Here is a 17301-nt window from a genome sequence, read left to right as displayed (position 1 = left end):
AGAGGAGGCCGTGCCCATTCTCAACGGGCGGTGTCGTCATGACTGCCACCTTCATCCTCGGCGGCGCCCGTTCCGGCAAATCCCGCTTCGCCGAAAATCTCATCACCGCAAGCGGTCTCGAGCGCCACTACATCGCCACCGGCCGCGCCTGGGACGACGAGATGCAGGCGCGCATCGACCAGCACAGGGCCGATCGCGGCCCCTCCTGGACGACGCATGAGGAACCGCTCGATCTCACCGAGCGCCTGACCGCCATCGACGCGGAGGGCAGGGCCATCCTCGTCGATTGTCTGACGCTGTGGCTCACCAATCTGATGATGGAGGGGCGCGATATCACCGCCCAGTCTGCCGCCCTTGCTGGCTTTCTGCCTCATGCTAAGGCGCGGCTCGTCATCGTTTCCAATGAAGTCGGCCTCGGCATTGTGCCCGAGAACCGCATGGCGCGGGAATTTCGCGACCATGCAGGCCGGCTGCACCAGATGATCGCGGCTTCGGCCGCGGATGTTTATTTTATCGCAGCGGGTCTGCCGCTGAAAATGAAGGGTTAGTTCCATGCAGCAGAAAATCCCCGCAACCGTCATCACCGGCTTTCTCGGCGCCGGCAAGACGACGATGATCCGCAACCTGCTCACCAATGCCGGCGGCAAGAAGATCGCGCTGATCATCAACGAGTTCGGCGATCTCGGCGTCGATGGCGACGTGCTGAAGGGCTGCGGTGCGGAAAACTGCACCGAGGACGATATTATCGAGCTCACCAATGGCTGCATCTGCTGCACCGTTGCCGACGATTTCATTCCGACCATGACCAAGCTTCTGGAGCGCGATCAGCGCCCCGACCATATCGTCATCGAAACCTCGGGCCTTGCCCTGCCGCAGCCGCTCGTCGCCGCCTTCAACTGGCCGGATATCCGCAGCGAAGTCACCGTCGATGGCGTCATCACCGTGGTCGATAGTGCGGCCGTTGCTGCCGGTCGTTTTGCCGATGACCACGATGCCGTCGATGCGCGCCGTGTCGAGGATGAATCGCTCGATCATGAAAGCCCGATCGAGGAACTTTTCGAGGATCAGCTGACCTGCGCCGACCTGATCGTGCTCAACAAGACCGATTTGATCGACGCGGACGGGCTCGGCCGCGTGAAGAGCGAAGTCGCCTCGCGCATTGCCCGCAAGCCTGTCATGATCGAAGCGAAGAACGGCGAGGTGCCGGCAAGCGTGCTGCTCGGCCTCGGCATCGGCACGGAAGGTGATGTGGTCAACCGCAAATCTCATCATGAGCTGGAACATGAGGATGGCGAGCCGCATGATCACGACGAATTCGACAGCTTCGTGGTTGAGCTTGGCGCTGTCTCGGATACTGCAGGTTTCGTCGAGAAGCTGAAGGGCATCATCGCCGAGCATGACGTGCTGCGCCTCAAGGGCTTCATAGACGTCTCCGGTAAGCCGATGCGCCTGCAGCTGCAGGCCGTGGGTGCCCGTATCGACCAGTATTTCGACCGCGCCTGGGCGCAGGGCGAAGCGCGCAGCACGCGCCTCGTCGTCATCGGCCTGCACGAGATGGATCAGGACGCTGTGCGCAAGGCGATCGTGGCGCTGGTCTAAGGGGTTTCGATGCATCTGCTTCTGGCTCAACAGGGAACGATCAGCGACGGGGATGAGGCCATCGACCTCGGCCAGTCGCCGGGCGATATCCTGTTCCTCTCGGCTGCCGATACTGAGCTTGCGGCGATCGCCGAGGCTCATGCCGGCGGGGCGAGCGGGCATAGCTTGCGGCTTGCGAGCCTGATGAGCCTGAAGCATCCGATGTCGGTCGATAGCTATGTCGATCGGACGGCGCGGCATGCGAAGCTGATCATCGTGCGGGCGCTCGGGGGCGCGAGCTACTTTCACTACGCGCTGGAGGCATTGCATGCGGTCGCCGCCCGGAACGGGGCGCTGATTGCAGTGCTGCCGGGGGATGCGCGGCCGGATGCGGGGTTGACGCCGTTTTCCAATGTGGCGCTCGAGGATCTGAATGCGCTGTGGGCATATCTGATCGAGGGCGGTGACGCCAATGCGCGGGGCTTTCTGGCCTATGCTTCGGCGATGCTCTCGGGTTCGGAGAAACCGGCGCCGGCTGCGCCGTTGATGAAGGCGGGGATCTGGTGGCCGGGGCGGGGGCTTGTTGGGGTGGAGGAGTGGCGGAAGCTTGCTGGTTCGTTCTTCTCCCCAGCGGGGAGAAGATGCCCGATAGGGCAGATGAGGGGGGCGAGCGACGCAAGGAGTGAGCAGTGGGAGCGCGACGTTGATGTTTGCGGGGTGGCCCCCTCATCCGACCCTCCGGGCCACCAGCCGGGGTCGAGCCACGGGTCTCGACCCGTCCTCCGGACCCCCGCTGGGGAGAAGGGACAGGCAGCACCTGTTGTCGCCATCGCCTTCTACCGCGCCCTCGTCCAGAGCGGTGAAACCCGCCCCGTCGAGGCCCTGATCGAAACCCTGCAGGCACAGGGCCTTCGCCCGTTGCCGATCTTTGCCTACAGCCTCAAGGACCCCGTTTCCCAGGGCATCCTCGAAGCTATCTTCGCCGATCTCAAACCTGACGTTGTCATCAACACGACGGGCTTTGCCGTCTCCGCACCCGGCGCCGATCGCGAGCCAACGGTGTTGGAAGCCAACGATGCCATCGTGCTGCAGGCGATCTTTTCCGCCTCGTCGCGGGAGGCCTGGGCCGGTTCGTGGCAGGGACTGTCGGCGCGCGATCTCGGTATGAATGTCGCCCTGCCGGAGGTGGATGGCAGGGTGCTGTCTCGCGCCGTCTCCTTCAAATCAGCCGCGCGCTACGATGCGGCTGTCGAAGCCAATATCGTTTCCAGTGAGCCGGATGCCGGGCGCATGAAATATGTGGCTGCGCTTGCGGCCAACTGGGCGAGGCTGCGGCAGACGCCGGCGGAGAGCCGACGGGTTGCGCTCGTCATGGCGAACTATCCGAACCGCGACGGACGGCTCGGCAATGGTGTCGGCCTGGATACGCCGGGCGGCACCATCGAGGTGATGCGGGCGATGGAGAGGGCCGGTTATCCGGTCGCCGATATTCCTTGTGATGGTGATGCGCTGATAGGGCATCTGATGGCGGGGCCGACCAATACCGGCTTTGACGGCAAGGTCGTGCGCGAGACGCTTTCCCTGAGTCGATACAATGATTTCCTGGAATCTCTTCCCGCTCAGATTCAGGATGAAGTCAACGCGCGCTGGGGGGCGCCGGAGAGTGATCCCTATGTCCGCGATGGCGCTTTCGCCCTGCCTTTTGCGCGGTTCGGCGACTTGCTGATCGGCATCCAGCCGGCGCGCGGCTACAATATCGATCCGAAGGAGAGCTATCACTCGCCCGATCTCGTGCCGCCGCACGGCTATTTCGCCTTCTACGCTTTCCTTCGCGAAGAGTTCGGTGCGGATGCCGTGATCCACATGGGCAAGCACGGCAATCTGGAATGGCTGCCGGGCAAGGCGCTGGCGCTGTCGGAGGCCTGCTATCCGGAAGCGATCCTCGGGCCGCTGCCGCATCTCTATCCCTTCATCGTCAACGATCCCGGCGAGGGCACGCAGGCCAAGCGCCGCACGGCGGCTGTTATCATCGACCATCTGACACCACCGCTGACGCGGGCCGAGAGCTATGGACCGCTCAAGGATCTGGAGGCGCTGGTCGATGAATATTACGAGGCGTCGGGTGGCGATCCCAGGCGTATCCGGCTGCTGTCGCGGCAGATCCTCGAGCTTGTTGCCGATATCGGGCTGGATCGCGATGCGGGGATTTCCAAGGGCGAGGCGGAAGGCGAGGCGCTGAAGAAGCTCGATGCCTATCTTTGCGATCTCAAGGAAATGCAGATCCGCGACGGGTTGCATGTGTTTGGGGTGTCGCCGGAAGGGCGATTGCTGACGGATCTCACCGTGGCGCTGGCGCGGGTGCCTCGTGGGCTGGGTGAGGGTGGTGATGCGAGCCTGCAGCGGGCGATTGCAGGAGATGTGTTGAAAAAAACCTCCCCAACCGTTTCCGAGGTCGAGCCACGGGTCTCGACCCGTCCTTCGGACCCCCACAAGGGGGAGGGACTAGCTGGGTGCACCGTTTCAATTTCGCATACGGCTGCTGAGGTTGCCGCAAGCGCGGCGGCAAGTCCCTCGCCCTTGTGGGGAGGGGTTGGGGAGGGGGCTTCTTTCGACCCCCTCGATTGCGATATGGCCGCTCCCTGGACAGGCTCGCGCCCGCCAATCCTGGCCGATGTCCTCGACGCCCCCTGGCGCACCAACGGCGACACCGTCGAGCGCGTCGAACTGCTCGCCGCCAAGCTCGTCTCCGGCGAACTCGCTTGTCCACCCCTCTGGTCCCTGACCAAAGCCGTGCTCGACGAGATCGAAGCCCGCCTCAAGCCCTCCATCCTCGCCTGCGGCCCGGCCGAAATCACCAGTCTGCTGCGTGGCCTCGACGGCCGATTCGTCCCGCCCGGCCCATCCGGCGCACCGACGCGCGGGCGGCCGGATGTCCTGCCAACGGGGCGGAATTTCTACTCCGTCGATAGCCGTGCGGTGCCCACACCTGCAGCCTACGAACTCGGCAAGAAATCCGCGGAATTGCTGATCCGCCGCTATGTGCAGGATCACGGCGAGTGGCCCGTTTCCTTCGGCCTGACGGCCTGGGGTACCTCTAACATGCGCACCGGCGGCGACGATATCGCTCAGGCATTGGCGCTGATCGGCGTCAAGCCGGTCTGGGACATGGCCTCGCGGCGCGTCACCGGCTACGAGATCGTCCCGCCCGCTATGCTGCGGCGGCCGCGCGTCGACGTGACGCTGCGTATTTCCGGCTTCTTCCGTGATGCCTTTCCCGAACAGATCGCGCTCTTCGACAAGGCGATCCGAGCCGTTGGCGCGCTGGATGAGGATGCCGTCGACAACCCGATCGCCGAGCGTATGCGCGGGGAGGCGGCGCGGCTGACTGCTGCCGGGCTCGATGAGAAGGCCGCGGCAAAGCGGGCCGGCTATCGTATCTTCGGTTCCAAGCCCGGCGCCTATGGCGCCGGCTTGCAGGCGCTGATCGACGAGAAGGGCTGGGAGCGGCGCGCCGATCTCGCGGAAGCCTACCTCGTCTGGGGCAGCTATGCCTATGGCGCGGGCGAGGAGGGACAGGCCGAGCGCGGAATTTTCGAGGAGCGGTTGCGCTCCATTCAGGCGGTCGTGCAGAACCAGGACAATCGCGAGCACGACCTGCTCGACAGCGACGATTACTACCAGTTCGAAGGCGGCATGGCGGCTGCGGCCGAAGCGCTTGGCGGTGTGCTGCCGACGATCTATCACAATGACCATTCGCGGCCGGAAAAGCCTGTGATCCGCTCGCTGGAGGAAGAAGTCGGGCGCGTGGTGCGTGGGCGTGTCGTCAATCCGAAATGGATCGATGGCGTCATGCGCCACGGCTACAAGGGCGCTTTCGAGATCGCCGCCACCGTCGATTATCTCTTTGCCTTTGCCGCGACGACGGGGGCTGTCGGCAACCATCATTTCGAGGCGGTCTACCAGGCCTTTGTCGCCGACCCCAAGGTGCGCGATTTCATGGCCGAGAAGAACCCGGCCGCCCTTTCCGAGATGAAGGAGCGGCTCGTGGAGGCGATCGACCGCAAGCTCTGGACGCCGCGCAGCAACTCAGCGCAATTCGATCTCAGTGAACATAACGAAACCCAAGAAAAGAGCAGGCAGCCATGAGTGATGAGCCAGTAGAGACAGCCGAAAAGGACGACGCCCGCCATGCTGAGAAGATGGCGAAGAAGAAGGCCGCCCGCGACAAGATCATGGCAAAGAAGACGGACGAGAAGGGCCTGATCATCGTCCACACCGGCAAGGGCAAGGGCAAGTCTTCGGCTGCTTTCGGCATGATCTTCCGCCATATTGCCCACGGCAAGCCGTCTGCCGTCGTGCAGTTCATCAAGGGCGCGATGTGGACCGGCGAACGCGATCTCATCGAAAAGCATTTTTCCGACATCTGCCAGTTCCACACGATGGGCGAGGGCTTTACCTGGGAAACGCAGGATAGGGCACGTGATGTGGCGGCGGCAAGTGCGGCCTGGGAAAAGGCCAAGGAACTGATCCGCGACGAGCGCAATTCCATGGTGTTGCTCGACGAAATCAACATCGCACTGCGCTATGACTATCTCGATATCAACGAGGTGGTGGCGTTCCTGAAAGCCGAAAAACCACACATGACGCATGTCGTGCTGACCGGCCGCAACGCCAAGGAAGAGTTGATCGAGATTGCCGATCTCGTCACCGACATGGAGCTTGTCAAACATCCTTTCCGGTCCGGCATCAAGGGGCAGCCGGGCGTGGAATTCTGATCCCGAGTTGACGAGATGGCTTCTCCTTTTTGATCGCCTGTCAATTCCAGGGCAGGACGATCATCAGCGAAAGCGGTGCAGCCTATCAATGACGCCAGAGGTAATGGAAGCCGGGTCGGTCTGGATCAAGTTCAGGTCGCGGCTTGGTGATTTGACAGGCGTGAGGCGAGTCCGGAGATTTGCGGTAATCCCTTCCCCGGAGGAGGCACCAGTGAAAAACTTTTTCCCTGAGACAGTTGTCGCATTCGCCATCTCTGTGTTTGGTGCATCTGTCGCGCAGGCGACGATCATCGACGACTGGAACATGGTGAAGGCCCCGGCGGCACCGACGCTGAAGCTTGTCAGCGTCGATACGTCAGATACGGCTCTGCTGCTCCTCGATTTCAACGGCGCGCAGGACCCGTCCAAGGGGCCGTGCAACACGAAGACCAAGCCGCGCTGCATCGCCTCGCTGCCGAAGGTGGAAAAGCTGATGGAAGAGGCACGCAAGAGCGGCTCGCCCGTCATCTACAGCATCACCGGCGGCGCGACGAAGGGCGATATCGCCACCGTTCTGGCGCCGAAGAAAGGCGATGCGGTCGTACAATCCGGCGCCAACAAGTTCATCAACACCGATCTCGAAAAAATCCTGACCGAAAAGCACATCAAGACCGTCATCTTGACCGGCACGGCATCCGAAGGCGCGGTGCTGAATACGGCAGCCTATGCGGCACTGAAGGGCATGAACGTCATCCTCCCCGTCGATGGCATGTCATCGGCCGACCCTTATGCCGAACAATATGTCGCCTGGCATTTCGCCAATGCGCCGGGTGTTTCGGCCAAGACAGTGCTGACCACGATTGATCAGATCAAGTTCTAAACCCCGAACCAGACACGCAGCGGGTTTGCGGGATCGGCCAGAAGTTTGATCGCAAAAGCGATGCAGACGATGACGAGCAGCGGCTTGATGAGCCTTGCGCCGATGCGCATGGCGAGCCGCGAGCCGAGCTGCGCGCCGAGGAACTGGCAGGCACCCATCAGCAGGCCGATCTTCCAGAGCGTGGCGCCGAAGCTTGCGAAGACGACGAGCGCGCCGAAATTCGAGCCGAGATTGAGAAGCTTGGTATGGGCGGTTGCCTTCAGCATGCCGAAGCCGGCAAGCGTGACGAAGGCCAGCATGAAGAAGGAGCCGGTGCCGGGGCCGAAGACGCCATCATAGAAGCCGATGACCGGCACCAGCGTCAGCCCGAAGAGGAAGGGTGTCATCCGGCGGTGCGTGTCGGAATCATTCAGGTTCGGCTTGACGGCGAAGAAGATGGCGATTGCGACCAGCAGGACCGGCATGATCGCCCGCAGCACCTGACCGGGAACGAGTGTGGCAAGGGCTGCGCCGAGCGCGCCGCCCATGACCGCCATCAGCGCCATCGGCAATTGTTCCGAGAGCTTCACATGGCCCTTGCGGGCATAGGCGATGGTTGCCGAAGCCGCGCCGAAGAGGGATTGCACCTTGTTGGTGCCGAGCGTCTGCAGCGGCGGGATGCCCGCTATCAGCATAGCGGGGACGGTGATGAGGCCGCCGCCGCCGGCGATGGAATCGACGAAACCGGCAAAGAAGGCAGCCGCGCAGAGCAGCAGAAGCAGATGGATGGCAATGTCAGGCAAGATGCTATTCCGGGAGAGGTATGCGGGGGGATTTCGGCGGCCTTGTTGCATTTCCTGCCTTGAGCTGCAATGGCTCCGGGGACACAGCGGAGCGCATTCGACTGACGGGAATGAGCGAAATCACCATTGATGAGACAAGGCGGCATGTGCTCGGGCTCGGTTGCGAGCGCAGGGCGCCTGATAGCGAGGTGATGGCGCTTGCCGTCGAGGCGTTGAGGGCGGCTGGTATCAGCGGGGCTGAGCTTGCGGCTGTTGCCTCGATCGATAGCCGCGCGCAAGAGCCGGCGATCCTCGCCGTTGCAGCGCATTTTTCCGTGCCTGTCGTGTTCTTCGATGCGGTGCGGCTGGAGAAGGAGACGCCGAGGCTGAGAAATCCTTCCGAGATCGTCTTTGCCCGCGTCGGCTGTCATGGCGTTGCCGAAGCCGCTGCCCTTGCGGCGATCGGCGAGGCTGCGGAGCTGGTGCTCGGTAAGATCAAATCTCGGCATGCGACAGCCGCCGTCGCCCGCATCGGGTTGCACAAAGCCTGACGGGCGTTATGGTGGCGGCATCTCGCGGCGCCGTCCGGCTGCCCAGCGATTCGAATCCGGAGCATCTTCGTTTTTTGAATCACGAATGTGCTCTATCTCTTTGTTTTCATGCAGTTCCGGGCGCAAAACCGCTGCAGGTTTTTGCTGGAATTGCTTTGGAGGATACATATGCACAAGGTCATTTATGACACAGATCCGGGCGTCGACGACGCAATGGCTCTTCTCTTCCTGCATCGCCATCCGGAGATCGACCTGATCGGCATCACCACTGTCTTCGGCAATGCCTCGATCGAGACGACGACGCGCAATGCGCTGTTCCTGAAGCAGGAATGGGATATCGCGGCGCCCGTCGCCAAGGGCGCAAGCGTCACCGTCGATCCCAACCGTCACGAGCGCCCCTGGCCGACCATGGTGCATGGCGAAAATGGCCTCGGTGACATGCCGGTGCCTGACGTTATCGACCTTCCGGTCGATCCGCGCCCGGCGCATCGTTTCATCATCGAGACCGTGCGGGCCAATCCGGGCGAGGTGACGCTGGTAGCCGTCGGCCGCATGACGAACTTGGCGCTGGCACTGAAGGAAGACCCCGAGATCGCCGGCCTCGTGAAGGACGTCGTCATCATGGGCGGCAATTTCTATGTGCCGGGCAATGTTTCGCCGGTCGCCGAAGCCAATATTCATGGCGATCCGGAAGCGGCCGATATCGTGCTGACCGCGCCGTGGAAGGTCGTCGCCATCGGTCTCGATGTGACCGCGGTGACGACGATGAGCCGCAGCTATCTCGGCGACATGGCAGCCAAGGGCGACAAGGCGGTCAAGCAGCTCGACGCGCTCTCGCAGTCCTATATCGACTTCTACAAGCACGCAGTCGAAGACGGCATGATGGTTCATGACAGTTGCGCCAGCGTCTATGTCGTGGCCCCGGAATTGTTCAAGACCATCACGGGCTCTGTGCGCGTCGTCTGCGGTGGCATTGCCGATGGCCAGACGGTTATCAAGCCGGATGGCCGTCGCTTTCCGCCGGGCGACTGGGACGGCCTGCCGAGCCAGATCGTTGCCACTGGCATTGAGTCGGACAAAGTGATCGAGCTGATCCGCGATACGCTTCTGCGCGTTTGATTGCCTCAGACGGGCCGGATGCGCGATCCACGGCCGGCCCGTCTTCAATTCCGGAATCCATCCAATCGTTTATCTGGATTGCTTGCAAGCTTGATTCCGGCTCTTGCGGAGTTGATTCAATCCAGTTTCGTCAACTTCCAGTGCTCGGCCCTCGACGCCGTTGACCTCGTGATCGGGCGGGCCTAGATCATCGAAATGATCGATAGTGCATTTTCACATCTGCCGGCGTTGGAGCCGGGCAGTGTCTGGCTTGTTGGCGCCGGTCCGGGCGATCCGGGCCTGCTCACTTTGCTGGCTGCCAAGGGGCTCGCGGAAGCCGATGTGATCGTCCATGATGCGCTGGTCAACGAGGAATGCCTGAAGCTCGCACGAACCGGCGCGGAGCTCGAATATGCGGGAAAACGCGGCGGCAAGCCGTCTGCCAAGCAGCGAGATATTTCGCTTCGGCTGGTGGAATTGGCGCGGGCCGGTAAACGCGTGCTGCGGCTGAAGGGTGGCGATCCCTTCGTCTTCGGGCGCGGTGGGGAAGAGGCGCTGACGCTGGTCGAGCACAATATACCGTTCCGCATCGTGCCGGGTATTACCGCCGGGATCGGTGGGCTTGCCTATGCCGGCATTCCGGTGACGCATCGTGAAATCAACCATGCCGTGACCTTTCTCACCGGCCATGATTCCTCCGGCATCGTACCCGATGCGGTCAATTGGGAGGCGATCGGCAAGGGCTCGCCCGTCATCGTCATGTATATGGCGATGAAACATATCGCCCAGATCAGCGCCAACCTGATCGCATCGGGCCGTTCGGCTTTCGAGCCCGTGGCTTTCGTTTGCAATGCAGCGACCGGCGACCAGCAGGTGCTGGAAACGACGCTCGGTGAAGCCCCCGATGCAGTCGCCGCCTCCGGGCTGGAACCGCCGGCGATCGTCGTCGTCGGTGAAGTGGTGCGGCTGCGCGCCTCGCTCGACTGGCTTGGCGCGCTCGGCGGCCGCCGCCTGCAGCCGGATCCCTTCAGACATGCCGGCGGGCAAGGGAGGGAGACAGCATGAGCGGGTTGCTGATCGCCGCACCATCCTCCGGTTCCGGCAAGACGACGGTGACGCTCGGGCTGCTGCGGGCGCTGCGCAATCGCGGTGTGGCCGTCGCACCCGGCAAGGCCGGCCCCGATTACATTGATCCGGCCTTCCATGCTGCGGCAAGCGGCGCGCTCTGCCTGAATTTCGATCCCTGGGGCATGCGGCCGGAGTTGATTTCCGCCAATGCGACGCTGCACCGCTCCGGCGACCGGGTGTTGCTGATCGAGGGCATGATGGGGCTGTTCGACGGAGCGGCGGACGGGCGCGGCACGGCGGCGGATCTTGCGGCCCAGCTCGGGCTTTCGGTCGTGCTGGTCGTCGATGCTTCGCGGCTGTCGCAATCGGTGGCGCCGCTTGTCAGCGGCTTTGCCGGTTTCCGCGCCGATGTGCGCATTGCCGGCGTCATCCTCAACAAGGTCGGCAGCGACCGGCATGAGGCGATGCTGCGCCAGGCGCTGGAAGCGATCCGCATGCCCATCGTTGCCGTCATCCGCAAGGATGCGATGCTGGCCTTGCCGGAGCGGCATCTGGGGCTGGTACAGGCCGGAGAGCATGGCGCGCTCGATGCGTTCATCGACTATGCGGCGAATGCCGTTGCCGAAGAGTGCAATTTCGAGTTCCTGATGCGCATCGCGCGTCAGGGCATGAACCGTCCATCGGCTGCCAATATTGCCCGGCTGATGCCCTTCGGCACGCACATTGCCGTTGCCCGCGATATCGCCTTTGCCTTCTGCTACGAGCATATGCTGCTCGGTTGGCGGCGGCGTGGGGCTGAGATTTCCTTCTTTTCGCCGCTGGCGGACGAAGCCCCGTCGGAGGCTGCCGATGCGATCTATCTGCCGGGCGGCTATCCCGAACTGCATGCGGGAAAGCTTGCGGCTTCGCAGAATTTTGCAGCGGGCATGAAGGCTGCGGCGGGGCGCGGCGTACGCATCTACGGCGAATGCGGCGGCTATATGGTGCTCGGTGACGGGCTGATCGACGCGAGAGGCGAGCGCCATGAAATGCTCGGCCTGCTGCCGGTCATCACCAGTTATGAGACGCGCAAGCGGCATCTCGGTTACCGGCGCGTGACGCCGCTCGCAGGTGGCTTCTTCGACAGGCCGATGACGGCGCATGAATTCCACTATTCGACCATCGTCTCTGAAGGGGAGGCCGACCGGATGTTCGCCACGCAGGATGCGCTCGGCAACGATCTCGGCCTGGCCGGATTGCGGCGCGGGCAGGTGGCCGGCTCCTACATGCATCTGATCGATCTTGCGGGAGCTGCCGCATGAATGTGCCGATCGTGCATGGCGGCGGCATTACCGCAGCGGTGGCAAGCTTCGGCGGGCGGCCGGAGGATTGGCTGGATCTTTCGACCGGCATCAATCCCAATCCGGTGACGCTGCCGGATATCCCGGCGTGGGTGTGGCATCGGCTGCCGGACCGGCACCTGGTCGAGACGGCGCGATATGCTGCGCGCGATCACTATCGCAGCGGCGCGATCCTGCCGCTTCCGGTTCCCGGCACGCAATCGGTGATTCAGCTTCTGCCGCGGCTCGTTCAGCAGGGAAGGCGGGTGGCAATCCTGTCGCCGACCTATGGGGAATATGCGCGGGCTTTCAGCGTTGCGGGTTTCACGGTCGATGCGGTCAGGGATATCGATGACATCGGTGCACAGCACGGGCTGGCAGTCGTCGTCAATCCGAATAATCCGGATGGCCGCATACACTCTTCCGACAGGCTGGACGCGCTGCATGATCGGTTGAAGGCGACGGGCGGCTTTCTTGTTATAGATGAGGCTTTCGGGGATACGAGCCCGGAGGCAAGCCTCGTGCCGCGTGCATCAGATCTTCCGAACCTGATCATCTTCCGTTCCTTCGGCAAGTTCTTCGGCCTTGCAGGCCTCAGGCTCGGTTTTGCCATTGCACGGGGCGATATCCTCCAGCATTTCGAGGACTGGCTCGGTCCCTGGGCGGTATCGGGGCCGGCGCTGTTTCTGGCGGGCTCGCTGCTGAATTCAGATGTCTCCGCCATTGCCCGCTCGATTGCCGAGCGCCAGGCGGGCCTGCATGCCGTGCTTGCCGAGGCAGGGCTTGCCGCTGCCGGCGGCACGGCGCTTTTCACCCTCGTTGCCGATGCGAAGGCCGGTGACATTTACACTGAACTCTGTCGCCATCATATTCTCGTCCGCCGGTTCGATTATGCGCCGGATTGGCTGCGCTTCGGCCTTGCGCCTGACGCTGCTGATGATGCACGACTTGCCGCGGCCCTTCGGAGCTTTGACCGATGAATTTGGATGAACATTCTCTCGTGCTGGTTCTGGCGCTGCTGCTTGACCGCATCATCGGCGATCCGCAATGGCTGTGGCTGCGCGTTCCGCATCCGGTCGCCATCTTCGGCAGGGCGATCGGCTATTTTGACCAGCATTTCAACCGCGACAGCCTGAGCAAGGCGCAGCGTCGGCAGAACGGCGTGGTCACAATCCTCGTGCTCTCGGCGCTCGCCGTCGTTACCGGCCTGGTGCTGCACTGGTTCCTCATGCTCTTCGGCCCCGTCGGCATTCTGCTGGAAGTCTTCTGCGTGGCGATTTTTCTGGCGCAAAAGAGCCTGTCGGATCATGTCGCGGCGGTTGCCACGGCATTGAAGGACGAAGGCCTTATCGGCGGTCGCAAGGCCGTCTCGCGCATCGTTGGGCGCGATCCGGAAACGCTGGATGAGCCGGGTGTCTGCCGTGCGGCGATCGAAAGCCTCGCCGAGAACTTCTCCGATGGCGTCGTGGCGCCGGCTCTCTGGTTTGCGATCTTCGGCCTGCCTGGCCTGTTTTTCTATAAGATGCTCAATACAGCGGATTCGATGATCGGTCATCGTTCGGAAAAATACGTCGATTTCGGCTGGGCCTCGGCACGGCTCGACGATATCGCCAACTGGCCGGCGGCGCGCCTCTCGATCCCGCTGATCGCCGTCGGCGCCGGCATCCGCCGCGGCACGACCGCCTTCCGTGATGCGTTCAAGGTCGGTATCCGCGACGGCAAGCTGCACCGCTCGCCGAATTCCGGCCGCCCGGAAGCGGCCATGGCCGGCGCGCTCGATCTCCAGCTTGCCGGCCCGCGTGTCTATTCGGGCGTGGTGGTGCGCGAGCCGATGATCAACGGCACGGGCCGGGATATGGCGACGGCAGGCGATGTCGAGGATGGGATTTCGGTCTTCCAGGCGAGCTGCATGGCCTTGACGCTGCTTGCCTTCGTGGCTTTCGTCTGCCTGCTCTAAGTCCGCCGTCTCGCCGTCATCAGCAGGCCCGCCAGCATACCGCTCAGCAGGCCGAGCGATAGCGGCAGGCCCTGATGCCCTATCATCTGCATCGCCAGACCCGTCGCAGGCGAGCCTGCGATACCGCCAATGCCCCAGACGAAGGCGAAGGCGGCGTTGCCGGCGATCAGGGCGGAACCAGTGAAACGCTCGCCGAGCTGGATCAGCGCGATGGTATAGATGCCGAACGAGACCCCGCCCCAGAGGAAAATCAGCGGCCAGACCAGCCAGGTATCGAAGACGACAGGCAGGAGGAGGCAGCCGATCAGGTAAGCCAGGACGCAGAACAACAGTGTCCGCCGCGAGCCGAACCGTTCGGCAGCGCGCCCGAGCACGATCTGCAGGGCGGCATTGCCTGTTATGAAACAGGTGATCAGCGAGGCGATGCGCTCCTCCGCACTGCCGAGGGCGGCGCCATAGACTGCAAACAGGGAGAGCAGGATCTGCTCGAAGGTGGCAGCAGTGAAGACCGCGAGCAGCAGGAGCGGCGCCATTTTGAAGAAGCCGCCGACCGATATTGCCTCGCCTTCATGCGGCATTTGAGGCAGGCGCCTGACGACAGCCAGGACGATCAGGCCGCAGGCAAGGAAAGCGGCGATGCCGATCAGGAAGGGCTGCCAGCTCTCGGTGCCGACAAGGCCGAGCGAGAGCGGGCCGATGGCAAAGCCGGTCGAAACGATCGAGGAATAGAGGCCCAGGATGCGGCCACGGCGCTCAGCAGGCGTGAGCGAGAGCAGCCAGGTCTCGCTGATCACGTAAAGCGGGTTGGCGAAGAAGCCGAGCAGGAAGCGCAGCGGCATCCAGACCCAGATATCCTGTATCAAGGCAATGGCGGCGAGGCTGAGCGCGGCCAGCATCGAACACAAGATCGCCAGCCGTGCTGCGCCCACGCGGCGCGACAGAGCGGGAATGAACGGCGCCGAGACGATGAAACCTGTTGGAGTCATCGCCGCCGACAGGCCGATCAGGCCCGATGCCGTGCCTTGCCGCTCAAGGATGAAACTCAAGAGCGGATAGGTGAGCCCCTGCGCCACCGCAAATACGGTGACGGTCGCGATAATGCCTGCCATCGCGGCCATGGGCATGCGGTCCTGCTGAGGGACCAGCGGTCTTTCAGCGGCCATGCCTGGCTGGAGATCCGATGTCATGGCAAGATGGCCTCACACGTGCCAGAAGAAGCTGGCGCTCTCTGCCCCAAGCTGCTGTTCCGTCAAGCCGAGGTCATCAATCGGAACGGATTTGATCTCCGACCTTCGCTTCCACTCGCTGCGGATACGGATGCGCCAGAACCAGCGCGCGATCACGCTTCGCAAAATGACAAAGCCCTGGTGCCGGCGCAACGGCTTGCGATGCGAAGCGGATGCGAGAGTGCAGCAATCGCTCATGATAACCTCCACAGGGTTTGAAGGTCCCAAGATCTTCGACTTCGGACGAGCCCGGAGTCTGAAGGATGCGGCAGGCGCCGTAATTAAGCGCTTCCAAAAAGTTCTCAAAGATTTCCAAAGCCGCAGAAAAGTTATCCATTTGGCTACCTATGTTGACAGCGAGGCCTTCCTGTGATCAGGTAGCCATATGGCTACGTATGAACCGAACCTGCCACGCATCTTTGGCGCTCTTTCCGATCCGACACGGCTCGCGGTCGTGGAAAGACTTGTGAAAGGCCCTGCGTCTGTCTCTGAGCTGTCCGATCCCTTTGATCTGGCGCGTCCTTCTTTTCTCAAGCATCTGCGGGTTCTCGAAGAGGCCGAGCTCGTAACATCGGTCAAATCGGGCAGAGTTCGAACCGTCAGTCTCGCGCCGGATGCGCTGGGTTGGGTCGAGGCGTGGGTGCGCGAGCATCGCCGGGCCTTGGAGGGCCGTCTCGATCGCTTGGAAACGTTTCTTGGTCAGGAGCAATGAGATGACAAGTCCAAAGCAAGTTCACGAAACAATAGTGATCGAACGCCTTTTGCCGAACTGCCGCGACCATGTCTGGTCTGCCTGGGCGCTGATCGAAAAGAAGAAAGCGTGGTTCGGCCAGGGCATGACCAAAATGGAGTTCTGGCCAGGCGGGACCGAGCATCTCACGCATGTCTCGGACATGGGCACTCATACCAACGAAACCCGGTATTTCGAGATCAAGGACCGCGAACGGATCGTCTTCGCCTATTCTATGGCGCTGAATGGGAGAATTCACTCGGTGTCACTTGCCACCGTCGTCTTTGCGGACCATGGCGGGGGCACCCGACTGACCTATACCGAACAGATGTGTGTCATTCCTCCGAGTGACGGTGCCGAAGGCCGCAAGCACGGATGGACGGCATTGCTAAAGGCCCTGGAGGACTTTCTCGCCACGGATACAATGGCACGGGCGTGATTCATCAGGACAATAGGACATGACAGCCTCATCTTCCTTTCTCGGGCTTCCCGATCGTCTGGGCGATGGCCGTACGCCACAAGCGGTGATCTTCTCGGCCGCTCACGGCAGCACCTATCCCGGCAAGGACAGCAGCGGTTATGCGCCGGCCGCCGGCGCCATCCGCGCTGCTAGCCAGGAGGATGCAGGTCTCATCGAGCACTGGGATTTCGATCTCGGCGGCCCGCTTTTTGCCGGCGGACCGGTTTCCTGCGTCGATGCGGGTCAGATCGAGACCACCATGCATGACAATGCCGGCAACCGCGCCCGGATCGAGGCGAAGACGCGCGAAATCCTGGCGCTATCGGCCGTACCGATCCTGCTCGGGGGCGATTGTTCTGTGACCTTTCCCTTCCTTGCCGGCTTCGCGGATCAAGGGCCGGTCTGGGTTCTGCAGATCGATGCCCATATCGATTGGCGCGACGAGGTGCATGGCGAGCGCTACGGCTATTCGAGTCCGATGCGTCGGGCGAGCGAGATGCCGCATGTCGCCGGTATGGTGCAAGCCGGCCTGCGCAGCGTTGGCAGCGCGCGCATCGCTGAGGTGGAAGCGGCGCAGCACTATGGCAGCCGCTTTGTCACTGCCCGCGAAATCCACACCGCCGGCGTCGAAGCCGCTCTCCGGCATATTCCCGAGGGAGCACGGGTCGTCGTTACCCTCGATTGTGACAGCATCGATCCCGGCATCATGCCGGGCGTGGCGGCGCGTGTCCCTGGCGGCCTCACCTATACACAGGTGATCGACCTGATCGCCGGCCTTGGCAGGCGGGCGAGGATCGCAGGGTTCGACCTGGTCGAGTTTTATCCTCCCACCGATATCGACGACCTGTCGGCGCTGACCGCAGCGCGCGTGCTCGTCAATGCGGTCGGCGCCGTCGTCCGGCAGAATTGAATGCCGAGA

Annotated in this window: 17 protein-coding genes; 14 read left to right on the top strand and 3 right to left on the bottom strand. The window is 62.7% G+C overall.

What is annotated here, in order from left to right:
* Positions 1-38 precede the first annotated feature (38 nt).
* The 5 genes from cobU (at position 39) to FHT92_RS11450 (ending at position 7212) form a co-directional block, all read left to right on the top strand.
* Positions 39-548 (top strand): bifunctional adenosylcobinamide kinase/adenosylcobinamide-phosphate guanylyltransferase, encoded by a 510-nt coding sequence (gene cobU / locus FHT92_RS11470; protein ID WP_183825034.1) that lies wholly within the window; start codon positions 39-41, stop codon positions 546-548.
* A gap of 4 nt (positions 549-552) precedes the next feature.
* Entirely contained in the window at positions 553-1599 is a 1047-nt protein-coding gene (cobW, locus tag FHT92_RS11465) for a cobalamin biosynthesis protein CobW (protein WP_183825031.1), read from the top strand.
* Positions 1600-1608: 9 nt separating this feature from the next.
* Positions 1609-5724: a cobaltochelatase subunit CobN gene (gene cobN, locus FHT92_RS11460; protein WP_183825028.1), complete on the top strand. Its 4116-nt coding sequence runs from the start codon at positions 1609-1611 to the stop codon at positions 5722-5724.
* Entirely contained in the window at positions 5721-6353 is a 633-nt protein-coding gene (cobO, locus tag FHT92_RS11455) for a cob(I)yrinic acid a,c-diamide adenosyltransferase (protein ID WP_183825025.1), read from the top strand. Before cobN ends, cobO begins: the two co-directional genes overlap by 4 nt.
* 211 nt (positions 6354-6564) lie before the next feature.
* Complete coding sequence (locus FHT92_RS11450; RefSeq protein WP_312858759.1) at positions 6565-7212, top strand: isochorismatase family protein; 648 nt, start codon at positions 6565-6567, stop codon at positions 7210-7212.
* Here FHT92_RS11450 and FHT92_RS11445 read toward each other — a convergent pair.
* Positions 7209-7994: a TSUP family transporter gene (locus FHT92_RS11445; RefSeq protein WP_183740376.1), complete on the bottom strand. Its 786-nt coding sequence runs from the start codon at positions 7992-7994 to the stop codon at positions 7209-7211. The two genes, FHT92_RS11450 and FHT92_RS11445, sit on opposite strands and share 4 nt — an antisense overlap.
* 110 nt (positions 7995-8104) lie before the next feature.
* Here FHT92_RS11445 and FHT92_RS11440 point away from each other — a divergent pair, with 110 nt between their 5' ends.
* From FHT92_RS11440 to cbiB, 6 genes are all read left to right on the top strand, one after another.
* A complete protein-coding gene (locus tag FHT92_RS11440; RefSeq protein WP_183825022.1) occupies positions 8105-8524 on the top strand; it encodes a cobalamin biosynthesis protein in 420 nt (139 codons plus the stop codon).
* A gap of 168 nt (positions 8525-8692) precedes the next feature.
* On the top strand, positions 8693-9643 hold the full coding sequence (locus FHT92_RS11435; protein WP_183825019.1) for a nucleoside hydrolase: 951 nt from the start codon (positions 8693-8695) through the stop codon (positions 9641-9643).
* 195 nt (positions 9644-9838) lie between these two features.
* Complete coding sequence (gene cobA / locus FHT92_RS11430) at positions 9839-10687, top strand: uroporphyrinogen-III C-methyltransferase (protein ID WP_183825016.1); 849 nt, start codon at positions 9839-9841, stop codon at positions 10685-10687.
* On the top strand, positions 10684-11991 hold the full coding sequence (locus FHT92_RS11425; protein ID WP_183825013.1) for a cobyrinate a,c-diamide synthase: 1308 nt from the start codon (positions 10684-10686) through the stop codon (positions 11989-11991). The genes cobA and FHT92_RS11425 overlap by 4 nt, the downstream gene beginning before the upstream one ends.
* A complete protein-coding gene (gene cobD, locus FHT92_RS11420; protein WP_183825010.1) occupies positions 11988-12989 on the top strand; it encodes a threonine-phosphate decarboxylase CobD in 1002 nt (333 codons plus the stop codon). The genes FHT92_RS11425 and cobD overlap by 4 nt, the downstream gene beginning before the upstream one ends.
* A complete protein-coding gene (gene cbiB / locus FHT92_RS11415; protein WP_183825007.1) occupies positions 12986-13966 on the top strand; it encodes an adenosylcobinamide-phosphate synthase CbiB in 981 nt (326 codons plus the stop codon). The genes cobD and cbiB overlap by 4 nt, the downstream gene beginning before the upstream one ends.
* On the opposite strand, the gene FHT92_RS11410 is transcribed toward cbiB, so the two are convergent.
* Entirely contained in the window at positions 13963-15129 is a 1167-nt protein-coding gene (locus FHT92_RS11410; RefSeq protein ID WP_183826230.1) for an MFS transporter, read from the bottom strand. The two genes, cbiB and FHT92_RS11410, sit on opposite strands and share 4 nt — an antisense overlap.
* A 100-nt stretch (positions 15130-15229) precedes the next feature.
* A complete protein-coding gene (locus FHT92_RS11405) occupies positions 15230-15529 on the bottom strand; it encodes a hypothetical protein (RefSeq protein ID WP_183825004.1) in 300 nt (99 codons plus the stop codon).
* Positions 15530-15577: 48 nt separating this feature from the next.
* Here FHT92_RS11405 and FHT92_RS11400 point away from each other — a divergent pair, with 48 nt between their 5' ends.
* From FHT92_RS11400 to FHT92_RS11390, 3 genes are read left to right on the top strand one after another with little or no spacing between them, the layout of a single operon-like run.
* Entirely contained in the window at positions 15578-15904 is a 327-nt protein-coding gene (locus FHT92_RS11400; protein WP_183825001.1) for a helix-turn-helix transcriptional regulator, read from the top strand.
* Between the two features lie 34 nt (positions 15905-15938).
* Positions 15939-16361, top strand: coding sequence for an SRPBCC domain-containing protein (locus FHT92_RS11395; RefSeq protein WP_183824998.1), 423 nt, complete (start codon positions 15939-15941; stop codon positions 16359-16361).
* A 19-nt stretch (positions 16362-16380) separates the two neighbouring features.
* Complete coding sequence (locus tag FHT92_RS11390; RefSeq protein ID WP_183824995.1) at positions 16381-17292, top strand: agmatinase; 912 nt, start codon at positions 16381-16383, stop codon at positions 17290-17292.
* The last annotated feature ends 9 nt before the right edge of the window (positions 17293-17301 follow it).

The sequence above is a fragment of the Rhizobium sp. BK377 genome (assembly GCF_014193935.1).
In the GTDB taxonomy this organism is placed as follows: Bacteria; Pseudomonadota; Alphaproteobacteria; order Rhizobiales; family Rhizobiaceae; genus Rhizobium.
The sequence above is the reverse complement of the archived record's forward strand: the minus strand, read 5'-3'. Positions and strand labels throughout refer to the sequence as shown.

What these genes read in the sequence shown, in the direction of transcription:
- cobU (WP_183825034.1), top strand. Translation starts at nt 39, where the DNA reads ATGACTGCCACCTTCATCCTCGGCGGCGCCCGTTCCGGCAAATCCCGC.
- cobW (WP_183825031.1), top strand. Translation starts at nt 553, where the DNA reads ATGCAGCAGAAAATCCCCGCAACCGTCATCACCGGCTTTCTCGGCGCC.
- cobN (WP_183825028.1), top strand. Translation starts at nt 1,609, where the DNA reads ATGCATCTGCTTCTGGCTCAACAGGGAACGATCAGCGACGGGGATGAG.
- cobO (WP_183825025.1), top strand. Translation starts at nt 5,721, where the DNA reads ATGAGTGATGAGCCAGTAGAGACAGCCGAAAAGGACGACGCCCGCCAT.
- FHT92_RS11440 (WP_183825022.1), top strand. Translation starts at nt 8,105, where the DNA reads ATGAGCGAAATCACCATTGATGAGACAAGGCGGCATGTGCTCGGGCTC.
- FHT92_RS11435 (WP_183825019.1), top strand. Translation starts at nt 8,693, where the DNA reads ATGCACAAGGTCATTTATGACACAGATCCGGGCGTCGACGACGCAATG.
- cobA (WP_183825016.1), top strand. Translation starts at nt 9,839, where the DNA reads ATGATCGATAGTGCATTTTCACATCTGCCGGCGTTGGAGCCGGGCAGT.
- FHT92_RS11425 (WP_183825013.1), top strand. Translation starts at nt 10,684, where the DNA reads ATGAGCGGGTTGCTGATCGCCGCACCATCCTCCGGTTCCGGCAAGACG.
- cobD (WP_183825010.1), top strand. Translation starts at nt 11,988, where the DNA reads ATGAATGTGCCGATCGTGCATGGCGGCGGCATTACCGCAGCGGTGGCA.
- cbiB (WP_183825007.1), top strand. Translation starts at nt 12,986, where the DNA reads ATGAATTTGGATGAACATTCTCTCGTGCTGGTTCTGGCGCTGCTGCTT.
- FHT92_RS11410 (WP_183826230.1), bottom strand. Translation starts at nt 15,129, where the DNA reads ATGGCCGCTGAAAGACCGCTGGTCCCTCAGCAGGACCGCATGCCCATG.
- FHT92_RS11405 (WP_183825004.1), bottom strand. Translation starts at nt 15,529, where the DNA reads ATGGATAACTTTTCTGCGGCTTTGGAAATCTTTGAGAACTTTTTGGAA.
- FHT92_RS11400 (WP_183825001.1), top strand. Translation starts at nt 15,578, where the DNA reads ATGGCTACGTATGAACCGAACCTGCCACGCATCTTTGGCGCTCTTTCC.
- FHT92_RS11390 (WP_183824995.1), top strand. Translation starts at nt 16,381, where the DNA reads ATGACAGCCTCATCTTCCTTTCTCGGGCTTCCCGATCGTCTGGGCGAT.